Genomic DNA, 22,853 nt, shown 5'->3' with positions numbered 1-22,853 from the left:
TCCTCTGAAACTCCCTGTACGGGGCGGGGACGCGCATCCCCCGCCGCCCCGCGTCCTCCGTCGAACGCCAACCGGCCGCCGCCCGGGGGAGACTGACTCCCCCGGGCGACGGCCGGTTCTCATTCGACGCGCCAACTGCTACTGCGGAGGGGGCTGTTCCCCCTCGGCGGCGGCCGGCCGGCCCTGCCCGGGCACCTGACCCGGAGCCTGACCGGGCGCCTGGTACGGGGCGCCTGGCGGCGGGTACTGCCCCGGCTGCCCGTACGGCATCGCGCCCGGCGTCCCCGGATGCTGCTGCCCCCACGGGCCGGGCTGCGGCGCGGGGTAGCCGTAACCGTCCTGTGGCTGCGCCTGAGGCGGCTGCGGCGCCTGCTGCGGCTGGCCCTGCGGCGGGTACGGGGCGGCGCCCTGCGGCGGTACGCCCGCGCCGTGCGCCGGGGGCTGCGGCCCGGCCGGAGGCTGCGGCGCCGGATAGCCGTACCCGGGACCGCCCGGCTGCTGCGGCACCCCGCCCTGCGGCGGGTACGGGGCGTGCGGCGGCAAGGGCGCGGCGCCGGGCATCCCGGGCTGGGCCTGGGCCTGGCCCGGCAGCGGCGGGGCGGCCACCGGCGGCGGGTTCCCGTCGGAGGTCCACAGGCCCTGCTGCTGCTGGGCCCGGGCGAAGTCCTCCGCGACCAGCGCCGACAGGTTGAAGTACGCCTCCCGGGTCTTGGGCCGCATCATGTCGAGGTCCACCTCGGCACCGGCCGACAGGTGCTCGTCGAACGGGATGACGACCACGCCGCGGCACCGCGTCTCGAAGTGCTGGACGATGTCGTCCACCTTGATCATCTTTCCGGTCTCGCGCACTCCGGAGATGACCGTCAGCGACCGCGAGACCAGCTCCGCGTACCCGTGGGCCGACAGCCAGTCCAGCGTCGTCGAGGCACTGGACGCCCCGTCGACCGAGGGCGTCGAGATGATGATGAGCTGGTCGGCGAGGTCCAGCACGCCTCGCATCGCGCTGTACAGCAGCCCCGTCCCCGAGTCGGTGAGGATCACCGGGTACTGCTTGCCCAGGACGTCGATCGCCCGCCGGTAGTCCTCGTCGTTGAAGGTCGTGGAGACCGCCGGGTCCACGTCGTTGGCGATGATCTCCAGCCCGGAGGGCGCCTGCGAGGTGAACCGCCGGATGTCCATGTACGAGTTGAGGTGCGGAATCGCCTGCACCAGGTCGCGGATGGTCGCCCCGGTCTCCCGCCGCACGCGGCGGCCCAGCGTTCCCGCGTCCGGGTTGGCGTCGATGGCGAGGATCTTGTCCTGCCGCTCGGTGGCCAGCGTGGCCCCCAGCGCGGTCGTGGTGGTCGTCTTGCCCACGCCGCCCTTGAGGCTGATGACCGCGATGCGGTAGCAGGACAGCACGGGGGTGCGGATCAGCTCCAGTTTCCGCAGCCGCTCGGCCTCCTCCTTCTTCCCGCCGAGCTTGAACCGCCCGCCCGCCCCCGGCCGGCCGCTGCGCGCCTTCTGCTTGTTGTTGCGCAGCAGCCGGTCCGAGGACAGTTCGACCGCGGCCGTGTAACCGAGCGGCGCGCCCGGGTTGGTCCGCTCCCGCTGGTCGTGCTGGACCGCCTGCGGCCAGACCGCCCCGGTCCGCGGGTCCACCGGCGCCTGCGGCGGCAAAGCGCCCGCGCCCGAGTGGGGCTGCTGCCCCGGGGCCGCCTGCGGCTGCTGCGGCGGCGCCGGGTAGCCGTACGACGGGCCCGGCACCCCCTGCTGCGGCATCCCGGGCGCCGGCTGAGCCCCGGCCCGCTGCTGAGCCGGCGGGAAGCCGTACCCCTCCGGGGCCTGCGGCGCCCCGACCGGCTGGGTCCCCGGTGCCTGCGCCGCGTCCTGCGGGACGGCGGCGGGGCCCTGCGGGCCCGTACCGGGCGCGCCGGACGGGGCTCCCGGCGCGGGGTGCGGGGCCTGCGGCGTGTCGGCGGGAGGCGGCGACGCGGGGGAGGGCTGGGGGAAGCCGTAGGCGCCGGGCGTTCCGGCGGCTCCCTGCCCGGGAGCGGGCCGGCCGCCGCCGGGCTCGCCGCCACTGCTGTGCGGGCCCGGGGCGGCGGGCGGAACCTGCGGGCCCTCGGGCGGGGCCGGAGCGGCGGGCGGCTGGGCCGGCGGGAAGCCGTAGCCGCCCGGCCCGCCCTGCGGCATCCCCTGCGGCGGGAGACCGTACGCGTTCGGGCCGGGGTTCTGCGGCGGGTGCGCGGCCTGAGGGGCTTGCTGCTGTGCGGCCGGAGCCGGAGCCGGAGCCTGTACCGGTGGCGGCGTGGGCGTGGGCGTGGCGGGCTGCTGGGCCGCCTGAGGGAAGCCGTAGCCGCCGGGGCCGGGCTGCTGGGCCGGAGCCCCATGGCCCTGCTGCGGGAACCCGTAGCCGCCCGCGGCACCCGGCGCCTGCCCCGGCGCGGCACCGGGGTCCTGCGCGGGCTGCTGCGGCATCTGCTGGGCGGGCGGGGTCGCCGGGGGAGCGGGCGGTGCCGGAGGCGCCGGGGGAGTGGCCGCCGCCCCGGGCCACTGCGGGGCGCCGGGCGGCGCCGACGGGGCGCCCTCCGCGGGCGCGAAGGCGGCGGGCAGCGGTGGCAGCCCGCCCTGCTGCGGCCCGGCAGCCTGCTGACCCCACGGCGGCGGTGCGTCCTGGGGGGCGGGCGGCGCCGACGGGGCCGCGTCGCGCGGACCATCCTCCGACGGGGCGGGCGACGGGGCGGCCGACCAGGGCGTCTCCACCGCCGGCCGATCCTCCGCGCCGCTCTCCGACGCGGCCTGCGGAGCGGCGGGCGGGGGCTCCGCGGCGGCCGCACGCCGGGCCTCCGCCTCGGCGTCGCGCCGGGCGATCTCCTGCTTGAGCGCGGCCGCGGAGAAGCGCATCGTGTCGCCGCTCTCCAGGTCTGCGGCGCCCGCCCCGCTCTGCGGCGGGGACGTTCGGGCCTCCTCCTTCGGCGCGGCCGGAGGCTGTTCAGCACGAGGGGGCACGCCGGGCAGGCCGCCGCCGTGGCCGGCCTGATCGACCCGCGCGTGCGACGGCGGGACCAGGCCCGGTGCGGGCGTGTCCGCCCAGTTCGGCGCGAAGCCGCCGTTGAACGCGGGGCGCTGCTGCCCCCGCGCGGCGTCACCGTCCTCCGGCGCGGAGGGGGCGGGGCCGTCGGCCGTGGCCTCGCCGGAATCGCCCGCACCGGTTCCGGAACCCGTGGCGGAACCCGAGTCGACGCCCGCGTCACCGCCGGAGCCAGAACCGCTCCTTGCGTCGCCGGACGGAGCGGACGCACCGGAGCCGTCGGCCTCCGCCACACCGGCCCCCTCCGCCGGGCGGCCCGGCTCCCCGCCGGGCTTGTCCAGCCGGAACCCGCCGGCCGCGCCGTGGTCACCGCCGGTACCGGGAGCGGAATCCCCGCCGCGCGCGTCGGCGGAGGCTCCGGCCGGCGGCGAGGAGAAGGGCCGGGCGAACGACACCGGACGCCCGGCGCCCGCCCCGGAAGCGGGCGCCGGGACCGACGGCGCCGACAACCGGGTCGCGGAGAGCGCGGCCGACGATGCCGCCTCCCCCCCACCGTCCACCACCGACGCCGTGTCGGAGGGGGAGTCCGAGGCGGTGGGCGGCACCCCGTCCGCGCCGGACGCCCCGTCCACGTCCTGGGCCGCGTCCGCCCCGGCCTCCGCCGCCTCCCTCTCCTGCTCGTCCTGACGGTCCTGGCCGTCCAGCCCCGCCTGGCTCTCCGCCATCAACTCGTCCAGGACTCCCCGAGCCCGGCTCTTCCCTCCCGACGCCTCGTCACTCGCGCCGTCGGCCGAGGCCGCCTCCGCGTCGTCGGCCACTGAGCCTGCGGCCACCACGGCGGCACCACGTGCGCCCAGCCCGCCCGCCGCGAACGAGAAGCCGACATCGGTGGGCGACAACGGCGCACCGGCCGAGGGCACGCTCTCCGGAGCGTCGCTCTCCCGCGGCCCGGGTCCGTTCCCGTCGTCCCCGTCGTCGGCCTCGCCGTCACGGCCCTCCCCGTCGGCGCCGGCTCCGAAGGAGTCCGCGCCCAGCGAGTCCGCTCCGAAGGAGTCCGCACCGAGGGAGTCCCGGTCCTCGTCGCCCGGCGCACCCGCTCCCGGGCTCGTCCCGGCGCCGTCCGTCCCCTCGGAGAGCGACGTCCGCGCCGCCCCGCCGCCGGCCCCGTCCGGGAGGGAAACCCCCAGCTCGCGCGCCCCGTGAGCCGCCCCGTCGCGCTCCGCTTCCCCGGCCTCGTCACCGCCGTCCCCGGCCCCGTCGCCGCCCGCCGCCTGCGACGCGCCGTCGCCCGCGTCGTCCGTCCCGCGGCCGCCCGCGCCAGGGCTCGCGAACGGAGCGACCCCGCCGCTCGAGGAGGCGTCGGCGGTGTACCAGGCATCGGCGCTGAAGGTGTACTCGCCGGTCGTCTCTGCCGCGGACTCCACGTCGGCCTGATCATCGACGGGTGTGTTGCCGCCCCCGCGGAACCCGTCCCGATCGCTGCTCACAATGCCTCCTGGTGTGGTCGTGCACCCTCATGTCGTGCGGCGGGGTGATGTCCGCGGGCTCCCGGCGCGTACCGCGACTGCCGCCCGGCCGCTCTCCGGCACGCTTCGTCGCACACAGCGCCCCCCGCCCAGCCTAATCACCGGGCCGAGCACCCCGGCAGCTCCCGCCGGTCACAACTCGCCTCGGAGCGAGGCGGTTTCGGCCTGGGCAGGGCATATGTGCGCAAGAGGGCGAACCGCACCAGGGGCAACTAGGGTCAAATCCGGGCCCGTCCACACACCATCACCACAACTCACCGCGACCGCGCGGCACCCCAGGCCGCCCCGGCCCTCGGCGTCCCCCTCCGCGGAAAAGGCACGCCCCCGCCCGCGGGCGACGCGTGCCCAGCCCTTCACCACGCGAGGCGGAACGCTCCCGGCACCCTGCCTCGCCTCCCCCTACTTGAGGTCGAACTCCCCGTCCCGCGCCCCCAGTACGAAGGCGCGCCACTCGGCCTCCGTGTAGCGCAGGACCGTGTCCGGGTCGAGCGAGGACCGCATGGCGACGCCGCCGCCCGGCAGATAGGCGATCTCGACGCGCTCCTCGTGCTCCTCGGCCCCGGGCGCGCTGATCCACTCGACACCCGAGATGTCCAGCGCGTACAGCTCGTCCTTCTCCTGCTGAGTCCCCATTGCCCGCTCCCTGCTTCTCTTCCGACCCGACGGCGAAACCGGCCGCCCAGTCTGCCGTGCCGGCGCCCCTCCTCACCACCTCCTTGTCCGGACACCCCCCGAAGGAGCGCGAGACCCTCCGCGTGCTTCCCTCGCAGGGGCGCGGCGCCCCCGGCAGGGGGCGTGCGGCGCCCCTGCGCGAGCCCCTGCCGGCCCCCGTGCGACCCTCGTCGGCCGCTGTGGGCCGTGGCGAGACCGGCTCCCGCCCCTGCTACTCTGTCCGAGGCCGTCTGTGCCCACGTCCCGAGCCCCGCGTTCGACACGCGGTCCCGGACGACCGGACGGACCCATCCGCCTCCCGAGTCACCGAAGCCTCCCCTGAGACGAAGACCAGGGGCGCTCGGAGGCAAGCGAAGACATCACAGAGGAGTACGCGTGTCGCTCGACGCCGCTACGAAGAAGCAGATCATGACCGAGTTCGCCACCAAGGAGGGTGACACCGGCTCCCCCGAGGTCCAGGTCGCCCTGCTGTCGCGCCGGATCTCGGACCTGACCGAGCACCTCAAGACCCACAAGCACGACCACCACTCCCGTCGTGGTCTGCTGATCCTGGTCGGTCAGCGCCGCCGCCTTCTGCAGTACCTGGCCAAGAAGGACATCCAGCGCTTCCGTGCCCTGGTCGAGCGCCTCGGCATCCGCCGCGGTGCCGCGGGCGCCAAGTAAGACGTCGCGGAGGGAGCGGTTCCCCGACTGAGGGGACCGCTCCCTTTGCCGTACGTGCGCCCCGGCCCGCTCTCTTTGTAGGCTGGTGGCACGCGTGACGGCAGAACGACCCCGACCACGGCCACGCGTACCGTACGTACGCGTACGGTGGTCACCGGGCACGTAAGAAACGTGTCCGGCGGAAGTGCCCGGGTGCGCCCCGGGCGAGACGAGGGGACGCGCTCCGCGCCGCCGCCGGTCCTCGGTAGTGGCTCCCGGAAGCACCGCGTGAGCGGGGCACCGAGAGCTTCGATCGAAGACCGGCCCGCAACTGGAGCGCTCCCCGCCCCCGTCCCCACGCCACACGGGCAAGGGACGAAGACGAGGAGAGCAACGAGTGGAGAACGAGACCCACTACGCCGAGGCCGTCATCGACAACGGCACCTTCGGCACCCGCACCATCCGCTTCGAGACGGGCCGCCTGGCCAAGCAGGCCGCCGGCTCCGCCGTGGCGTACCTGGACGACGACACCATGGTGCTGTCGGCCACCTCCGCCTCCAAGAAGCCCAAGGACCAGCTGGACTTCTTCCCGCTGACCGTGGACGTCGAGGAGCGCATGTACGCGGCCGGGAAGATCCCCGGTTCCTTCTTCCGCCGTGAGGGCCGGCCCTCCGAGGACGCGATCCTCACCTGCCGCCTGATCGACCGGCCGCTGCGCCCCTCCTTCCGCAAGGGTCTGCGCAACGAGATCCAGATCGTCGAGACGATCATGGCGCTCAACCCCGACCACCTCTACGACGTGGTCGCCATCAACGCCGCCTCCTGCTCCACGCAGCTGGCCGGCCTGCCCTTCTCCGGCCCGATCGGCGGCACCCGCGTCGCGCTGATCAACGGCCAGTGGGTCGGCTTCCCGACCCACACCGAGCTGGAGGACGCCGTCTTCGACATGGTCGTCGCCGGCCGTGTGCTCGACGACGGCGACGTCGCGATCATGATGGTCGAGGCCGAGGCCACCGAGAAGACCATCCAGCTGGTCAAGGACGGCGCCGCCGCCCCGACCGAAGAGGTCGTCGCCGCCGGTCTGGAAGCCGCCAAGCCGTTCATCAAGACGCTCTGCAAGGCCCAGTCCGAGCTGGCCGCCAAGGCCGCCAAGCCCACCGGTGAGTTCCCGATCTTCCTGGACTACCAGGACGACGTGCTCGAGGCCCTCGCGGACGCCGTGGAGACCGAGCTCGCCCAGGCGCTGACCATCGGCGGCAAGCAGGAGCGCGAGGCCGAGCTGGACCGCGTCAAGGCCCTCGCCGCCGAGAAGCTGCTCCCGCAGTTCGAAGGCCGCGAGAAGGAGATCTCCGCGGCCTACCGCGCGCTGACCAAGGAACTGGTCCGCCGCCGCGTCATCAAGGACAAGGTCCGCATCGACGGCCGCGGTGTCACGGACATCCGTACGCTCGCCGCCGAGGTCGAGGCCATCCCGCGCGTGCACGGCTCGGCGCTGTTCGAGCGTGGCGAGACCCAGATCCTGGGCGTCACCACCCTCAACATGCTGCGCATGGAGCAGCAGCTCGACACCCTCTCCCCGGTGACGCGCAAGCGCTACATGCACAACTACAACTTCCCGCCGTACTCCACCGGCGAGACCGGCCGCGTCGGCTCCCCGAAGCGCCGCGAGATCGGTCACGGCGCCCTCGCCGAGCGCGCCCTGGTCCCGGTCCTGCCGACCCGCGAGGAGTTCCCCTACGCGATCCGCCAGGTCTCCGAGGCCCTCAGCTCCAACGGCTCCACGTCGATGGGCTCGGTCTGCGCCTCCACCATGTCGATGCTGAACGCCGGTGTGCCGCTCAAGGCCCCCGTCGCCGGTATCGCCATGGGCCTGATCTCCCAGGAGATCGACGGCGAGACGCACTACGTCACCCTCACCGACATCCTCGGTGCGGAGGACGCCTTCGGCGACATGGACTTCAAGGTCGCCGGCACCAAGACCTTCGTCACCGCGCTCCAGCTCGACACCAAGCTCGACGGCATCCCCGCCTCGGTCCTGGCCGCCGCGCTGAAGCAGGCCCGCGACGCCCGCCTCCACATCCTCGACGTGATGAACGAGGCCATCGACGTCCCGGACGAGATGTCCCCCAACGCCCCGCGGATCATCACCGTCAAGATCCCCGTGGACAAGATCGGCGAGGTCATCGGCCCCAAGGGCAAGATGATCAACCAGATCCAGGAGGACACCGGCGCCGACATCACGATCGAGGACGACGGCACCATCTACATCGGTGCCGCCGACGGCCCGGCCGCCGAGGCCGCCCGCGCCACGATCAACGGCATCGCCAACCCGACCATGCCGGAGGTCGGCGAGCGCTACCTGGGCACGGTCGTCAAGACCACCACCTTCGGTGCCTTCGTCTCCCTGCTCCCCGGCAAGGACGGTCTGCTGCACATCTCGCAGATCCGCAAGCTCGCCGGCGGCAAGCGCGTGGAGAACGTCGAGGACGTCCTCGGCGTCGGCCAGAAGGTCCAGGTCGAGATCGCCGAGATCGACTCCCGCGGCAAGCTCTCGCTGATTCCGGTCATCGAGGGCGAGGACGAGAAGGACGACGCCTCCTCGTGACGTCCCGCACCTCCCGGACGACGGCCCGCGCCACTCCGGCGCGGGCCGTCGCCCGTACCCAAACGCTGCTCCCGGGCAAGGACGGCATCGGCACCGTCCGCCGCACCACCCTCCCCGGCGGGCTGCGCGTGGTCACCGAGACCCTGCCCTCCGTCCGCTCCGCCACCTTCGGCATCTGGGTCAACGTCGGCTCCCGCGACGAGACCCCCACGCTGAACGGCGCCACCCACTACCTCGAACACCTCCTCTTCAAGGGCACCGCCAAGCGCAGCGCCCTCGACATCTCCGCCGCGATCGACGCGGTCGGCGGCGAGATGAACGCCTTCACGGCGAAGGAGTACACCTGCTACTACGCGCGGGTGCTCGACACCGACCTGCCGCTCGCCGTCGACGTGGTCTGCGACATGCTCACCGGCTCCCTGATCGCGCCCGAGGACGTCGACGCCGAGCGCGGCGTCATCCTCGAGGAGATCGCGATGACCGAGGACGACCCGGGCGACTGCGTCCACGACCTGTTCGCCCACACGATGCTCGGCGACACCCCGCTCGGCCGCCCCGTCCTCGGCACCGTCGACACCGTCAACGCCCTCAGCCGCGACCAGATCGCCCGCTTCCACAAGCGGCACTACGACCCGACCCGCCTGGTCGTCGCCGCCGCGGGCAACGTCGACCACGCCCGCCTCGTCCGGCAGGTCCGCGCCGCCTTCGACCGCGCCGGCGCCCTGGAGCGCACGGACGCCGTGCCGACCGCCCCCCGCGCGGGCCACCGCACCCTGCGCGCGACCGGCAAGGTCGAGGTGCTCAACCGCCGCACCGAGCAGGCCCACGTCATCCTCGGAATGCCGGGCCTCGCCCGCACCGACGACCGCCGCTGGGCGATGAGCGTCCTCAACGCCGCCCTCGGCGGCGGCATGTCCTCCCGCCTCTTCCAGGAGGTCCGCGAGAAGCGCGGCCTGGCCTACAGCGTGTACTCGTACACCTCGGGCTTCGCCGACTGCGGCCTCTTCGGGGTGTACGCGGGATGCCGGCCCAGCCAGGTCGACGACGTGCTGCGGATCTGCCGCGACGAACTCGGCGCGGTCGCCGACGGCGGCCTCGGCGACGACGAGGTCAGCCGTGCCATCGGCCAGCTCGCCGGGTCCACCGTCCTCGGCCTGGAGGACACCGGCGCCCTCATGCACCGCATCGGCAAGAGCGAGCTGTGCTGGGGCGAGCAGATGTCGGTCGACGACATGCTGGCCAAGATCGCCGCGGTCACCCCGGACGAGGTCCGCGAGGTGGCCCGCGACGTCCTGGGGCAACGGCCCTCCCTGTCCGTCATCGGGCCGGTCAAGGACAAGCAGGCCGCGCGCCTGCACGACGTGGTCGCCTGACCCGGCCGGGCGCCGTGGCCCGCCGCCGGACGACCGCAGACCCGGCGACGCCGGGGAACCACCGGAGAAGAGGAACGAAGCAATGAGCGAGAAGCTGCGGGTGGCCGTGCTGGGCGCCAGGGGCCGGATCGGTTCCGAGGCCGTACGCGCCGTCGAGGCGGCCGAGGACATGGAACTGGTGGCGGCGCTCGGCCGCGGCGACGCCCTGTCGGCGGTCACCGAGGCCGGCGCCCAGGTCGCGGTGGAGCTGACCACCCCCGGTTCCGTCATGGAGAACCTCGAGTTCCTCGTCGGCCACGGCGTTCACGCCGTGGTCGGCACCACCGGCTGGAACGACGAGCGGCTCGCCACGCTGCGCGGCTGGCTCGACGCCTCCCCGGACACCGGGGTCCTCATCGCGCCGAACTTCTCCATCGGCGCCGTGCTCACCATGGCCTTCGCCCAGCAGGCGGCCCGGTACTTCGAGTCGGTGGAGGTCGTCGAGCTGCACCACCCGAACAAGGCCGACGCCCCCTCGGGCACCGCCACCCGCACCGCCCAGCTGATCGCCGCCGCCCGTGCCGAGGCGGGCCTCGCCGGCCAGCCCGACGCCACGGCGACCGCGCTGGACGGGGCGCGCGGCGCCGACGTGGACGGCGTCCCCGTGCACGCCGTGCGGCTGCGCGGTCTCCTCGCCCACCAGGAGGTCCTGTTCGGCGGTGAGGGCGAGACCCTCACCGTCCGCCACGACTCGCTGCACCACAGCAGCTTCATGCCGGGCATCCTGCTCGGCGCCAGGCGGGTGGGGAGCGCTCCGGGGCTCACCTTCGGCCTGGAACACTTCCTCGACCTGAACTGACCGGGCTGGCCCCATGCGCGCAAAGATCACCTACCTCGTCACGGCCGCCGTCCTGATCGTCTACTTCGTCCTGGTCGGCAGCCGAGGCGTGCTGCTCATCCGGCACGGCACACCGCTGACCGTCGTCTTCGGCGTGGCCGTGCTGGTGCTGCCGGTGATCGGCGTCTGGTTCCTCTGGAAGAACACCCAGTTCGTCCAGCGGGCCAACCGGCTCGCCGCCGAACTGGAGGCCGAGGGCGGCCTCCCGGAGGACGAACTGGTCCGTACCGCGAGCGGCCGCGTCGACCGTTCCTCCGCCGACGCGGTCTTCGCCCGCCGGCGCGCCGAGACCGAGGACCACCCCGACGACTGGCGCTGCTGGTTCCGGCTGGCCGTCGCCTACCACGACGCCCGGGACACCCCCCGGGCCCGCAAGGCGATGCAGCGCGCCATCGCCCTGCACGCCGGCCGCCCCGTCCCGGACCAAGGCTGACACGGCCCGGACAGCAGAACGGCCGGGACAGCCGGGCGGAGGGCTTGGGCTCGGCGGACGTCGCGACACCCCGGTCCTGAGGGACGCCACCGGTCCCAGGACCGGGAGCGCCGGAAGTCGCGGGACCACAGGGCTCCGGTCCATGAGCGGGAGGAGTACGTCCGGCTCGTGGACCGGAGCCCGAGCCGCGCCGAAGCCCGCGAACGAGCCGGGACCAACCACCGGACAGGCAAGGCGCGGCGCACCGGCGGGTGGCCTCCCGGAACGAACGAGGTCACACCGCCGGTCCTCGTCGCGGTGCCGTCCGGGAGCCCTTCGACCTTCTGGCGGTAGCCCGACCGCCTCCCCACCCTTCACCGGTCGGGCGGGAAGGCGACCAGCCGGCAGAGGGCGGCCGGGCTGAGCCGCGGCGCCTCGCCGCGCAGCCGTGAGATCCACCGCGACGGCACCCGGCCGCGCGCGGACAGCCCTCGCCGGGCACACCGGCCCTACGCCGCCGGGCCGCGACGGCCCGCGCCGGGGTGGAAGACGGGCCAGGGCCCCGAGCCGCGGGACCCCAGCCGTACCACCCGCGTCCACGGTGGAGTTCCGCGCAGACCCGCCAGGCTCTGCGGCCACACTTCCCGGCCGGCCAGAGACACGCGTGGCCCACGCGACGACCCGCCAGGCCCGCTCCGGGTCGGGCGAACCGCGCCGCGACTCCGCCCGGCCCCGCGCACCGGACGCACCCGCCGCCAACCGCGCCGCCAGGCCCAGCGGCGTCAGCCACGGTGCACCGACAGCCCTGATCAGCGAAGGCCCCGCCGGAGCCGGGACCGTGGCAGGGCCCTGCCACGGGTAAGGCGCCAGGATCACCGGCGAGGACAGCCGCCTTGCCACCGGCTCGCTTCTCGACGCACCACCCGCCGCGTGATGCCGTCGCACCGGTCCAGAACGGCTCGGCCACGCACATCCGCGATGGACGCCCTGACCCACACCGTCCCGACCACTCCCCGGCCACCTGACGCGGTCCCTGACGTGGGTCCCAGGGCATCGGGAGGGCCGACCACGGCTCCTCGACTCCCCACGACCGGCACCCCGGTCCGCTTCTGCGGCCCCGCCCGTCCCTGGCAACCCGGCTCGAACGGGAACACGCACGGAACACCGCGACACAGCACCTCCCCGAAGGCACCGTCCGCCCCGCCGCACCGTGTGGACGCGGACGCGACGACCACGGGACTCGACAGCCCGCCCACGCGAGACGCTCGGCCGGGAAACCCCGGCCGAGCGTCTCGCTGAGCTCCTGGCACCAGTCAGTCGACCACGTGTACCGCACCGGCCCCCGGACTCCGCGCCGCACCTCCAGGGGCCCTCCGCGCGCCCGGCCGTCAGCCGCGTACGGCGGGGGCGTACTCGTACGCCCAGACCTCGACGGTGTCGGCGGCGCGGTCGAACGACTCCGCGCGGGAGAGGAAGTCCGCGTTGTGGTCGGTGAGCAGGACGGCGGGCTCGGCCCCGCGGTCACGGACCACGAGCTCCAGTGCCTGCCCCTGCACCGTGCGGGGCAGCGACAGCCACTTCACGGGACGCTGCGCGGTCCGCACCGCGCGCACCCGCTCCCACGGGGTGGTGCGGGTGAGGAAGAAACCGACGTGCCGCAGGCCCGTCGCGTTGACCCAGACGCCCATGCGCAGCAGGCGCAGGGCCGAGGCGACGACCGCGAACCCGAGGGCGCAGGTCACCCCGGCCCCGGACAGACCGCCGGCCGCGGCGATGATCACGGCGCTGACCAGGACGAAGGATGCCAGCAGCAGCAGTATCGCCGCCGCCCCGACCCGCCAGGGGCCGGGGCGGTACGGCCGCCGCCACTGGTCCCGGTCGTCGAACGGGAGCGGGGCGTCGTCCGCGGCCTCGTCGAATGCACGGTCGGCCGTCAGAAAGGCAAGGGGCACGGCTGGTCCTCACTCAAGCACGCTCGGGGGTGGTGCCCGGTGAGGCTACCGAGAGTGCCGGGCCCCGACCACTTCAGGGTCCCCGGGTCGCCTCAGCGACCCTCGGATGCCTCGGACTTCTGCTGCTGGAGGGGCGACTGCTCGGGGGAGAGGGCGGGCGTGCCGATCAACAGGGCACCGACCAGCCCGGCCACCACGGTCAGCCCCATCAGGGTGCTGCCGACCCGCTGGCCCTTGGAGGCACGCTCCCTGGGCGGCGGGGTGACGTTGCTGCGGAACTTCTCAGCCTCGGCGATGAAGGCGAACGGAACGGGCTCTCGCCGACGGAACATTTGGGGCGCTTCTCCTTGGAGTTCGTGAACGGTCGTGATGCGCTGCGGGACGTGAGACACGTCTCTGTAAGGAAAGACGATCGGCGGGCCGGATCGGTGCCCCATATCGCCGAATTCGCTGAAGATTGTCGGCGGAGCACTCCGAACGGCCGATCGTCGGTGCCGGGTCGTAGAGTGGGCGCCGCCCGAGCGACACCCCATGGAAGGACCCGCAGGTGAGCGACACCCCTGCTCCAGACCTCAAGCCCAGCTTTCGCAGCGATGTCACGGTGGAACTGGTCAAGCACAGCGCGAGTGACACGGACGTGCTGTGGGCCGCCCGTGTCTCCACCGCCGGCGAGCAGTCCCTGGACGAGCTGAGCAAGGACCCGGAGCGTTCCCGGGGTCTGATCAACTATCTGATGCGGGACCGCCACGGCAGTCCCTTCGAGCACAACTCGATGACCTTCTTCATCAGCGCTCCCATCTTCGTCTTCCGCGAGTTCATGCGGCACCGGGTGGGCTGGTCGTACAACGAGGAGTCCGGTCGCTACCGCGAGCTCCAGCCTGTCTTCTACGTCCCCGACGCCGCCCGCAAACTCGTCCAGCGGGGCCGGCCCGGGAAGTACGAGTTCGTCGAGGGCACCGAGGAGCAGCGCGAGCTGACCGCCCGCACCCTGGAGACCACGTACGCCCAGGCGTACGACGCCTACCAGGAGATGCTGGCGGGCGGAGTGGCCCGGGAGGTGGCCCGCGCCGCGCTCCCGGTCGGCCTGTACTCCTCGATGTACGCGACGTGCAACGCCCGCTCCCTGATGAACTTCCTCAGTCTGCGCACCCAGCACGAGCTGGCGACGGTGCCCTCCTTCCCGCAGCGCGAGATCGAGATGGTCGGTGAGCAGATGGAGGCCCGCTGGGCCGAGCTGATGCCGCTCACGTACGCCGCCTTCAACAAGAACGGTCGCGTCGGCCCCTGAGGCGGCTTCCGCGGGCGCGCCGGTCCGCCAGCCATCTGAAGTGTCTGGTTTGCGGCTTATCGGAACGTTCATCTAGCCTGATGAAACGGGTCCGGCACTGCTTGAACCCCCGAGCAGGCAGTGCCGGGCCCTTCTGTCTGCCCTTGCCCCGTTCGTCCGCCCGGCCGGGCGCGCCGACGACCCTCGTCACATCGCCCTGAGGGGGACCGCACGCCGTGTAGCGAGTAGCGTGTTACCCATGGCTCCGACCTCCACTCCGCAGACCCCCTTCGGGAGGGTCCTCACCGCCATGGTCACGCCGCTGACGGCGGACGGCGCGCTCGACATCGACGGCGCCCGGCGTCTCGCCACCCACCTGGTGGACGCCGGCAACGACGGACTGGTCCTCAACGGCACCACCGGCGAGTCCCCGACCACCAGCGACGCGGAGAAAACCGAGCTGATCCGGGCCGTGCTCGACGCGGTCGGCGACCGGGCGCACATCGTCGCCGGTGTCGGCACCAACGACACCCGCCACAGCGTCGAGCTGGCCAGGGCCGCCGAGGCGGCCGGAGCCCACGGCCTGCTGACGGTCACGCCGTACTACAACAAGCCCCCGCAGGAGGGCCTGTACCGCCACTTCACGGCCATCGCGGACGCCACCGGCCTGCCGGTCATGCTCTACGACATCCCCGGCCGCAGCGGCGTCCCGATCAACACGGAGACCCTGGTCCGCCTGGCCGAGCATCCGCGCATCGTGGCCAACAAGGACGCCAAGGGCGACCTGGGCCGCGCCAGCTGGGCCATCGCCCGCTCGGACCTCGCCTGGTACTCCGGCGACGACATGCTGAACCTCCCGCTCCTGTCGGTGGGCGCGGTCGGTTTCGTCTCGGTCGTCGGCCACCTGGTCACCCCGGAGCTGCGCGCGCTGCTCGAGGCGCATGTGAGCGGCGACGTCCAGAAGGCCACCGAGATCCACCAGCGCCTGCTCCCCGTCTTCACCGGGATGTTCCGCACCCAGGGCGTCATCACCACCAAGGCCGCCCTTCAGCGGCTCGGACTGCCCGGCGGGCCGTTGCGCCTGCCGCTGGTCGAGCTGTCCGCGGAGGAGACCGCGCAGCTCACCATCGATCTCGCCGCGGGCGGGGTGCAGCTCCAGTCCTCAGACTTCACAACTGCATAGGCGCCACCGGTACGCCGGAGCGGCACCACACAACTTCACCAGCACGAACGACACCCGCGCCACGTGCCGTCCGGTACGTGGCGCGGGTGGTAGGGAGAATCTTTTGAGTCATCCGCACCCTGAACTCGGTCCCCCGCCGAAGCTGCCCAAGGGCGGCCTGCGCGTCACACCGCTCGGCGGCCTCGGCGAGATCGGCCGCAACATGACGGTCTTCGAGTACGACGGCCGGCTGCTGATCGTCGACTGCGGTGTCCTCTTCCCCGAGGAGGAGCAGCCGGGCATCGACCTGATCCTGCCCGACTTCTCGTCGATCCGGGACCGCCTCGACGACATCGAGGGCATCGTCCTCACCCACGGCCACGAAGACCACATCGGCGCCGTCCCGTACCTGTTGCGCGAGAAGCCCGACATCCCGCTGATCGGCTCGAAGCTCACGCTCGCGCTGATCGAGGCGAAGCTGCAGGAGCACCGCATCCGGCCGTACACGCTGGAGGTGGCGGAGGACCACCGGGAGCGCATCGGTCCGTTCGACTGCCAGTTCATCGCGGTCAACCACTCCATCCCGGACGCCCTGGCCGTCGCCGTCCGCACCCCCGCGGGCATGGTGGTGCACACCGGCGACTTCAAGATGGACCAGCTGCCGATGGACCGGCGGCTGACCGACCTGCCGACCTTCGCGAAGCTCGGCGAGGAGGGCATCGACCTCCTGCTGACGGACTCCACCAACGCCGAGGTCCCCGGCTTCGTACCGCCCGAGCGGGACATCTCCAACGTCCTGCGCACGGTCTTCGCCAACGCCAACAAGCGGATCATCGTGGCGAGCTTCGCCAGCCACGTGCACCGCATCCAGCAGATCCTGGACGCCGCCCACGAGTACGGCCGCCGCGTGGCCTTCGTCGGGCGCTCCATGGTCCGCAACATGGGCATCGCCCGCGACCTCGGCTACCTGAAGGTGCCGCCGGGTCTCGTCGTCGACGTGAAGACCCTCGACGACCTGCCCGACGACGAGGTCGTGCTGGTCTGCACCGGTTCGCAGGGCGAGCCGATGGCGGCGCTCTCCCGGATGGCCAACCGCGATCACCAGATCCGCATCGTCCAGGGCGACACGGTGATCCTGGCCTCCTCGCTGATCCCGGGCAACGAGAACGCGGTCTACCGCGTGATCAACGGCCTGACCCGCTGGGGCGCCAACGTCATCCACAAGGGCAACGCCAAGGTGCACGTCTCCGGCCACGCCTCCGCAGGCGAGCTGCTGTACTTCTACAACATCTGCAAGCCCAAGAACCTGATGCCGGTCCACGGCGAATGGCGCCACCTGCGCGCCAACGCCGAGCTGGGCGTTCTCACCGGCGTCCCGCCGCAGAACATCGTCATCGCCGAGGACGGTGTCGTCGTCGACCTGGTCGACGGCCGCGCCAAGATCGTCGGCAAGGTCCAGGCCGGTTACGTCTACGTGGACGGCCTCTCGGTCGGCGACGTCACCGAGACCTCGCTCAAGGACCGCCGCATCCTCGGTGACGAGGGCATCATCTCGGTCTTCGTCGTGGTGGACTCCAGCTCCGGCAAGGTCACCGGCGGTCCGTACATCCAGGCCCGTGGTTCGGGTATCGACGACGCGCGCTTCTCCGAGGTCGTCCCCCGCATCCAGGAGGTCCTGGAGAAGTCGGCGCAGGACGGCGTGGTCGAGCCGCACCAGCTCCAGCAGCTCGTCCGCCGGACTCTCGGCAAGTGGGTCTCCGACCACTACCGCCGGCGCCCGATGATCCTGCCGGTGGTCGTCGAGGTCTGAGCCGCCTGACGCCACGTCACGAGGGCGCGCACGCGTGCGCTGCCGGAGCGGGGCTCCCCGATTTGCATCGGGGAGCCCCGCTCCAGTACGTTTACGTCTCCACCCCAGCGGGAACCTCAGTGTGCCTCAGTGTGCCCAGGCCGAACCAGGGAGGGTGGAAATTCCGACTCAGGTTCTCTGATAAAGTCGGAAGCGCCGAAAGGGAAAAGCGAAGCGGAAACGCGGCGCTCGAACCGGAAAGGCACCGAGGAAATCGGACGTGAAAGAGTCTGATAGAGTCGGAACACGAAATACCGAAGGGAAGCGCCCGGAGGAAAGCCCGAGAGGGTGAGTACGAAGGAAGCGTCCGTTCCTTGAGAACTCAACAGCGTGCTAAAAGTCAACGCCAGATATGTTGATACCCCGACCATCCAGGTTTCTGGCTGGTCGAGGTTCCTTTGAAATACAACAGCGAGGACGCTGTGTACGGCAGGGACTATTCCTCCTTGTCGTACCGCTCTTGTGCTTGTTGACCGGATTACCGGTACACATTCACGGAGAGTTTGATCCTGGCTCAGGACGAACGCTGGCGGCGTGCTTAACACATGCAAGTCGAACGATGAAGCCCTTCGGGGTGGATTAGTGGCGAACGGGTGAGTAACACGTGGGCAATCTGCCCTGCACTCTGGGACAAGCCCTGGAAACGGGGTCTAATACCGGATATGACCGTCCATCGCATGGTGGATGGTGTAAAGCTCCGGCGGTGCAGGATGAGCCCGCGGCCTATCAGCTAGTTGGTGAGGTAGTGGCTCACCAAGGCGACGACGGGTAGCCGGCCTGAGAGGGCGACCGGCCACACTGGGACTGAGACACGGCCCAGACTCCTACGGGAGGCAGCAGTGGGGAATATTGCACAATGGGCGAAAGCCTGATGCAGCGACGCCGCGTGAGGGATGACGGCCTTCGGGTTGTAAACCTCTTTCAGCAGGGAAGAAGCGAAAGTGACGGTACCTGCAGAAGAAGCGCCGGCTAACTACGTGCCAGCAGCCGCGGTAATACGTAGGGCGCAAGCGTTGTCCGGAATTATTGGGCGTAAAGAGCTCGTAGGCGGCTTGTCACGTCGGTTGTGAAAGCCCGGGGCTTAACCCCGGGTCTGCAGTCGATACGGGCAGGCTAGAGTTCGGTAGGGGAGATCGGAATTCCTGGTGTAGCGGTGAAATGCGCAGATATCAGGAGGAACACCGGTGGCGAAGGCGGATCTCTGGGCCGATACTGACGCTGAGGAGCGAAAGCGTGGGGAGCGAACAGGATTAGATACCCTGGTAGTCCACGCCGTAAACGGTGGGCACTAGGTGTGGGCAACATTCCACGTTGTCCGTGCCGCAGCTAACGCATTAAGTGCCCCGCCTGGGGAGTACGGCCGCAAGGCTAAAACTCAAAGGAATTGACGGGGGCCCGCACAAGCGGCGGAGCATGTGGCTTAATTCGACGCAACGCGAAGAACCTTACCAAGGCTTGACATACACCGGAAAGCATCAGAGATGGTGCCCCCCTTGTGGTCGGTGTACAGGTGGTGCATGGCTGTCGTCAGCTCGTGTCGTGAGATGTTGGGTTAAGTCCCGCAACGAGCGCAACCCTTGTCCCGTGTTGCCAGCAGGCCCTTGTGGTGCTGGGGACTCACGGGAGACCGCCGGGGTCAACTCGGAGGAAGGTGGGGACGACGTCAAGTCATCATGCCCCTTATGTCTTGGGCTGCACACGTGCTACAATGGCCGGTACAATGAGCTGCGATACCGTGAGGTGGAGCGAATCTCAAAAAGCCGGTCTCAGTTCGGATTGGGGTCTGCAACTCGACCCCATGAAGTCGGAGTCGCTAGTAATCGCAGATCAGCATTGCTGCGGTGAATACGTTCCCGGGCCTTGTACACACCGCCCGTCACGTCACGAAAGTCGGTAACACCCGAAGCCGGTGGCCCAACCCCCTTGTGGGGAGGGAGCTGTCGAAGGTGGGACTGGCGATTGGGACGAAGTCGTAACAAGGTAGCCGTACCGGAAGGTGCGGCTGGATCACCTCCTTTCTAAGGAGCACTTCTTGGCTGCCAGCTTTCGGGTTGGTGGTCCAGGGGCCAGTTCATCAGCGAACGTCTGGTGCTGGTTGCTCATGGGTGGAACGTTGACTATTCGGCACAGTGGATTCGATGGTTTTGCTAGTACTGCTTCGGCGTGGAACGCAGGGTCATGGGTCGGCTGGGTCGGGCACGCTGTTGGGTGTCTGAGGGAGCGGCCATGTTGTGGCTGTTTCTTCGGTTGCCGGCCCCAGTGAACTCGGGATGTTTGGTCTCGGGGTGGTGGGTGGTTGGTCGTTGTTTGAGAACTGCACAGTGGACGCGAGCATCTGTGGCCAAGTTTTTAAGGGCGCACGGTGGATGCCTTGGCACCAGGAACCGATGAAGGACGTGGGAGGCCACGATAGTCCCCGGGGAGTCGTCAACCAGGCTTTGATCCGGGGGTTTCCGAATGGGGAAACCCGGCAGTCGTCATGGGCTGTCACCCGCTGCTGAACTCATAGGCAGTGTGGAGGGAACGCGGGGAAGTGAAACATCTCAGTACCCGCAGGAAGAGAAAACAACCGTGATTCCGGGAGTAGTGGCGAGCGAAACTGGATGAGGCTAAACCGTATGTGTGTGAGACCCGGCAGGGGTTGCGCATGCGGGGTTGTGGGATCTCTCTTCCACGGTCTGCCGGCCGTGGGACGAGTCATAAACCGTTGATGTAGGCGAAGGACATGCGAAAGGTCCGGCGTAGAGGGTAAGACCCCCGTAGTCGAAACGTCAGCGGCTCGTTTGAGAGACACCCAAGTAGCACGGGGCCCGAGAAATCCCGTGTGAATCTGGCGGGACCACCCGCTAAGCCTAAATATTCCCTGGTGACCGATAGCGGATAGTACCGTGAGGGAATGGTGAAAAGTACCGCGGGAGCGGAGTGAAATAGTACCTGAAACCGTGTGCCTACAAGCCGTGGGAGCGTCGCGCATCGAGTTTGCTCGGTGCGTCGTGACTGCGTGCCTTTTGAAGAATGAGCCTGCGAGTTAGCGGTGTGTAGCGAGGTTAACCCGTGTGGGGAAGCCGTAGCGAAAGCGAGTCCTAAGAGGGCGTTTGAGTTGCACGCTCTAGACCCGAAGCGGAGTGATCTAGCCATGGGCAGGTTGAAGCGGCTGTAAGAGGTCGTGGAGGACCGAACCCACCAGGGTTGAAAACCTGGGGGATGACCTGTGGTTAGGGGTGAAAGGCCAATCAAACTCCGTGATAGCTGGTTCTCCCCGAAATGCATTTAGGTGCAGCGTCGTGTGTTTCTTGCCGGAGGTAGAGCACTGGATAGGCGATGGGCCCTACCGGGTTACTGACCTTAGCCAAACTCCGAATGCCGGTAAGTGAGAGCGCGGCAGTGAGACTGTGGGGGATAAGCTCCATGGTCGAGAGGGAAACAGCCCAGAGCATCGACTAAGGCCCCTAAGCGTACGCTAAGTGGGAAAGGATGTGGAGTCGCAGAGACAACCAGGAGGTTGGCTTAGAAGCAGCCACCCTTGAAAGAGTGCGTAATAGCTCACTGGTCTAGTGATTCCGCGCCGACAATGTAGCGGGGCTCAAGCGTACCGCCGAAGTCGTGTCATTGCAGCAATACTCCCAACGGAGGCTGTGATGGGTAGGGGAGCGTCGTGTGCCGGGTGAAGCAGCCGTGGAAACGAGTTGTGGACGGTTCACGAGTGAGAATGCAGGCATGAGTAGCGATTCACACGTGAGAAACGTGTGCGCCGATTGACTAAGGGTTCCTGGGTCAAGCTGATCTGCCCAGGGTAAGTCGGGACCTAAGGCGAGGCCGACAGGCGTAGTCGATGGATAACCGGTTGATATTCCGGTACCCGCTGTGAAGCGTCAAACATTGAATCCAGTGATGCTAAGCCCGTGAAGCCGTTCCGGACCCTTCGGGGAATGGAAAGTGGTGGAGCCGGTGACCCGAGCTGGTAGTAGGTGAGTGATGGGGTGACGCAGGAAGGTAGTCCATCCCGGGCGGTGGTTGTCCCGGGGTAAGGGTGTAGGACGTCAGGTAGGTAAATCCGCCTGGCAATAGTCTGAGACCTGATGCCGAGCCGATTGTGGTGAAGTGGATGATCCTATGCTGTCGAGAAAAGCCTCTAGCGAGTTTCATGGCGGCCCGTACCCTAAACCGACTCAGGTGGTCAGGTAGAGAATACCGAGGCGTTCGGGTGAACTATGGTTAAGGAACTCGGCAAAATGCCCCCGTAACTTCGGGAGAAGGGGGGCCATGTCTGGTGATGAGTCTTGCACTCTGAGCTGGGTGTGGCCGCAGAGACCAGCGAGAAGCGACTGTTTACTAAAAACACAGGTCCGTGCGAAGCCGTAAGGCGATGTATACGGACTGACGCCTGCCCGGTGCTGGAACGTTAAGGGGACCGGTTAGTCACATTTCGGTGTGGCGAAGCTGAGAACTTAAGCGCCAGTAAACGGCGGTGGTAACTATAACCATCCTAAGGTAGCGAAATTCCTTGTCGGGTAAGTTCCGACCTGCACGAATGGCGTAACGACTTCTCGACTGTCTCAACCATAGGCCCGGTGAAATTGCATTACGAGTAAAGATGCTCGTTTCGCGCAGCAGGACGGAAAGACCCCGGGACCTTTACTACAGTTTGATATTGGTGTTCGGTTCGGCTTGTGTAGGATAGGTGGGAGACTGTGAAGCATGCACGCCAGTGTGTGTGGAGTCGTCGTTGAAATACCACTCTGGTCGTGCTGGATGTCTAACCTGGGTCCGTGATCCGGATCAGGGACAGTGTCTGATGGGTAGTTTAACTGGGGCGGTTGCCTCCTAAAGTGTAACGGAGGCGCCCAAAGGTTCCCTCAGCCTGGTTGGTAATCAGGTGTTGAGTGTAAGTGCACAAGGGAGCTTGACTGTGAGACCGACGGGTCGAGCAGGGACGAAAGTCGGGACTAGTGATCCGGCGGTGGCTTGTGGAAGCGCCGTCGCTCAACGGATAAAAGGTACCCCGGGGATAACAGGCTGATCTTCCCCAAGAGTCCATATCGACGGGATGGTTTGGCACCTCGATGTCGGCTCGTCGCATCCTGGGGCTGGAGTCGGTCCCAAGGGTTGGGCTGTTCGCCCATTAAAGCGGTACGCGAGCTGGGTTTAGAACGTCGTGAGACAGTTCGGTCCCTATCCGCTGTGCGCGTAGGAATATTGAGAAGGGCTGTCCCTAGTACGAGAGGACCGGGACGGACGAACCTCTGGTGTGCCAGTTGTTCTGCCAAGGGCATGGCTGGTTGGCTACGTTCGGGAGGGATAACCGCTGAAAGCATCTAAGCGGGAAGCCTGCTTCGAGATGAGTGTTCCCACCTCCTTGAGAGGGTAAGGCTCCCAGTAGACGACTGGGTTGATAGGCCGGATATGGAAGCCCTGTAAGGGGTGGAGTTGACCGGTACTAATAGGCCGAGGGCTTGTCCTCAGTTGCTCGCGTCCACTGTGTTGGTTCTGAAACCACGAACAC

Annotated in this window: 12 protein-coding genes and 2 rRNA genes; 10 read left to right on the top strand and 4 right to left on the bottom strand. The window is 69.4% G+C overall.

What is annotated here, in order from left to right; all coding sequences use genetic code 11:
- Positions 1-138: 138 nt before the first annotated feature.
- Together Sdia_RS24235 and Sdia_RS24230 are read right to left on the bottom strand one after the other, a co-directional pair.
- Entirely contained in the window at positions 139-4,500 is a 4,362-nt protein-coding gene (locus Sdia_RS24235; protein ID WP_189500502.1) for an SCO5717 family growth-regulating ATPase, read from the bottom strand.
- Between the two features lie 438 nt (positions 4,501-4,938).
- Positions 4,939-5,172 carry a DUF397 domain-containing protein gene (locus Sdia_RS24230; RefSeq protein ID WP_008410190.1) on the bottom strand — a complete coding sequence of 78 codons (234 nt, stop codon included), beginning with the start codon at positions 5,170-5,172 and terminating at the stop codon, positions 4,939-4,941.
- Between the two features lie 414 nt (positions 5,173-5,586).
- On the opposite strand from Sdia_RS24230, the gene rpsO reads away from it, so the two are divergent.
- From rpsO to Sdia_RS24205, 5 genes are all read left to right on the top strand, one after another.
- Positions 5,587-5,874: a 30S ribosomal protein S15 gene (gene rpsO, locus Sdia_RS24225; RefSeq protein WP_003951205.1), complete on the top strand. Its 288-nt coding sequence runs from the start codon at positions 5,587-5,589 to the stop codon at positions 5,872-5,874.
- Between the two features lie 376 nt (positions 5,875-6,250).
- The gene (locus tag Sdia_RS24220; protein WP_115068188.1) at positions 6,251-8,458 is read left to right on the top strand and encodes a polyribonucleotide nucleotidyltransferase; all 2,208 of its coding nucleotides are present in this window, start codon (positions 6,251-6,253) and stop codon (positions 8,456-8,458) included.
- Positions 8,455-9,831, top strand: coding sequence for a M16 family metallopeptidase (locus Sdia_RS24215; RefSeq protein ID WP_100457604.1), 1,377 nt, complete (start codon positions 8,455-8,457; stop codon positions 9,829-9,831). The genes Sdia_RS24220 and Sdia_RS24215 overlap by 4 nt, the downstream gene beginning before the upstream one ends.
- Before the next feature lie 82 nt (positions 9,832-9,913).
- The gene (gene dapB, locus Sdia_RS24210; RefSeq protein ID WP_100457603.1) at positions 9,914-10,669 is read left to right on the top strand and encodes a 4-hydroxy-tetrahydrodipicolinate reductase; all 756 of its coding nucleotides are present in this window, start codon (positions 9,914-9,916) and stop codon (positions 10,667-10,669) included.
- A 13-nt stretch (positions 10,670-10,682) separates the two neighbouring features.
- Entirely contained in the window at positions 10,683-11,141 is a 459-nt protein-coding gene (locus Sdia_RS24205; RefSeq protein ID WP_100457602.1) for a tetratricopeptide repeat protein, read from the top strand.
- A gap of 1,367 nt (positions 11,142-12,508) precedes the next feature.
- Here Sdia_RS24205 and Sdia_RS24200 read toward each other — a convergent pair.
- Both Sdia_RS24200 and Sdia_RS24195 read right to left on the bottom strand, forming a co-directional pair.
- On the bottom strand, positions 12,509-13,072 hold the full coding sequence (locus tag Sdia_RS24200) for an SCO5741 family PH domain-containing membrane protein (protein ID WP_100457601.1): 564 nt from the start codon (positions 13,070-13,072) through the stop codon (positions 12,509-12,511).
- A 92-nt stretch (positions 13,073-13,164) separates the two neighbouring features.
- Positions 13,165-13,404 (bottom strand): hypothetical protein, encoded by a 240-nt coding sequence (locus Sdia_RS24195; protein WP_100457600.1) that lies wholly within the window; start codon positions 13,402-13,404, stop codon positions 13,165-13,167.
- 215 nt (positions 13,405-13,619) lie between these two features.
- Between Sdia_RS24195 and thyX the strand changes: the two genes are divergently transcribed.
- From thyX to Sdia_RS24170, 5 genes are all read left to right on the top strand, one after another.
- On the top strand, positions 13,620-14,360 hold the full coding sequence (thyX, locus tag Sdia_RS24190; RefSeq protein WP_100457599.1) for an FAD-dependent thymidylate synthase: 741 nt from the start codon (positions 13,620-13,622) through the stop codon (positions 14,358-14,360).
- Between the two features lie 238 nt (positions 14,361-14,598).
- Complete coding sequence (gene dapA / locus Sdia_RS24185) at positions 14,599-15,522, top strand: 4-hydroxy-tetrahydrodipicolinate synthase (RefSeq protein ID WP_100457598.1); 924 nt, start codon at positions 14,599-14,601, stop codon at positions 15,520-15,522.
- Between the two features lie 103 nt (positions 15,523-15,625).
- Entirely contained in the window at positions 15,626-17,311 is a 1,686-nt protein-coding gene (locus Sdia_RS24180) for a ribonuclease J (protein ID WP_100457597.1), read from the top strand.
- A gap of 530 nt (positions 17,312-17,841) precedes the next feature.
- Positions 17,842-19,368, top strand: a 16S ribosomal RNA gene (locus Sdia_RS24175).
- A 321-nt stretch (positions 19,369-19,689) separates the two neighbouring features.
- Positions 19,690-22,811, top strand: a 23S ribosomal RNA gene (locus Sdia_RS24170).
- Together the 16S and 23S rRNA genes form the textbook arrangement of a ribosomal RNA operon.
- Positions 22,812-22,853: the final 42 nt, after the last annotated feature.

Source organism: Streptomyces diastaticus subsp. diastaticus (assembly GCF_011170125.1).
Taxonomy (GTDB): Bacteria; Actinomycetota; Actinomycetes; order Streptomycetales; family Streptomycetaceae; genus Streptomyces; species Streptomyces diastaticus.
This window is presented reverse-complemented; position numbering and strand designations above follow the sequence as displayed.

Excerpts from the sequence above, each read along its gene's own strand:
- dapA (WP_100457598.1), top strand. The coding sequence starts at position 14,599 with ATGGCTCCGACCTCCACTCCGCAGACCCCCTTCGGGAGGGTCCTCACC.
- dapB (WP_100457603.1), top strand. The coding sequence starts at position 9,914 with ATGAGCGAGAAGCTGCGGGTGGCCGTGCTGGGCGCCAGGGGCCGGATC.
- Sdia_RS24205 (WP_100457602.1), top strand. The coding sequence starts at position 10,683 with ATGCGCGCAAAGATCACCTACCTCGTCACGGCCGCCGTCCTGATCGTC.
- Sdia_RS24230 (WP_008410190.1), bottom strand. The coding sequence starts at position 5,172 with ATGGGGACTCAGCAGGAGAAGGACGAGCTGTACGCGCTGGACATCTCG.
- Sdia_RS24195 (WP_100457600.1), bottom strand. The coding sequence starts at position 13,404 with ATGTTCCGTCGGCGAGAGCCCGTTCCGTTCGCCTTCATCGCCGAGGCT.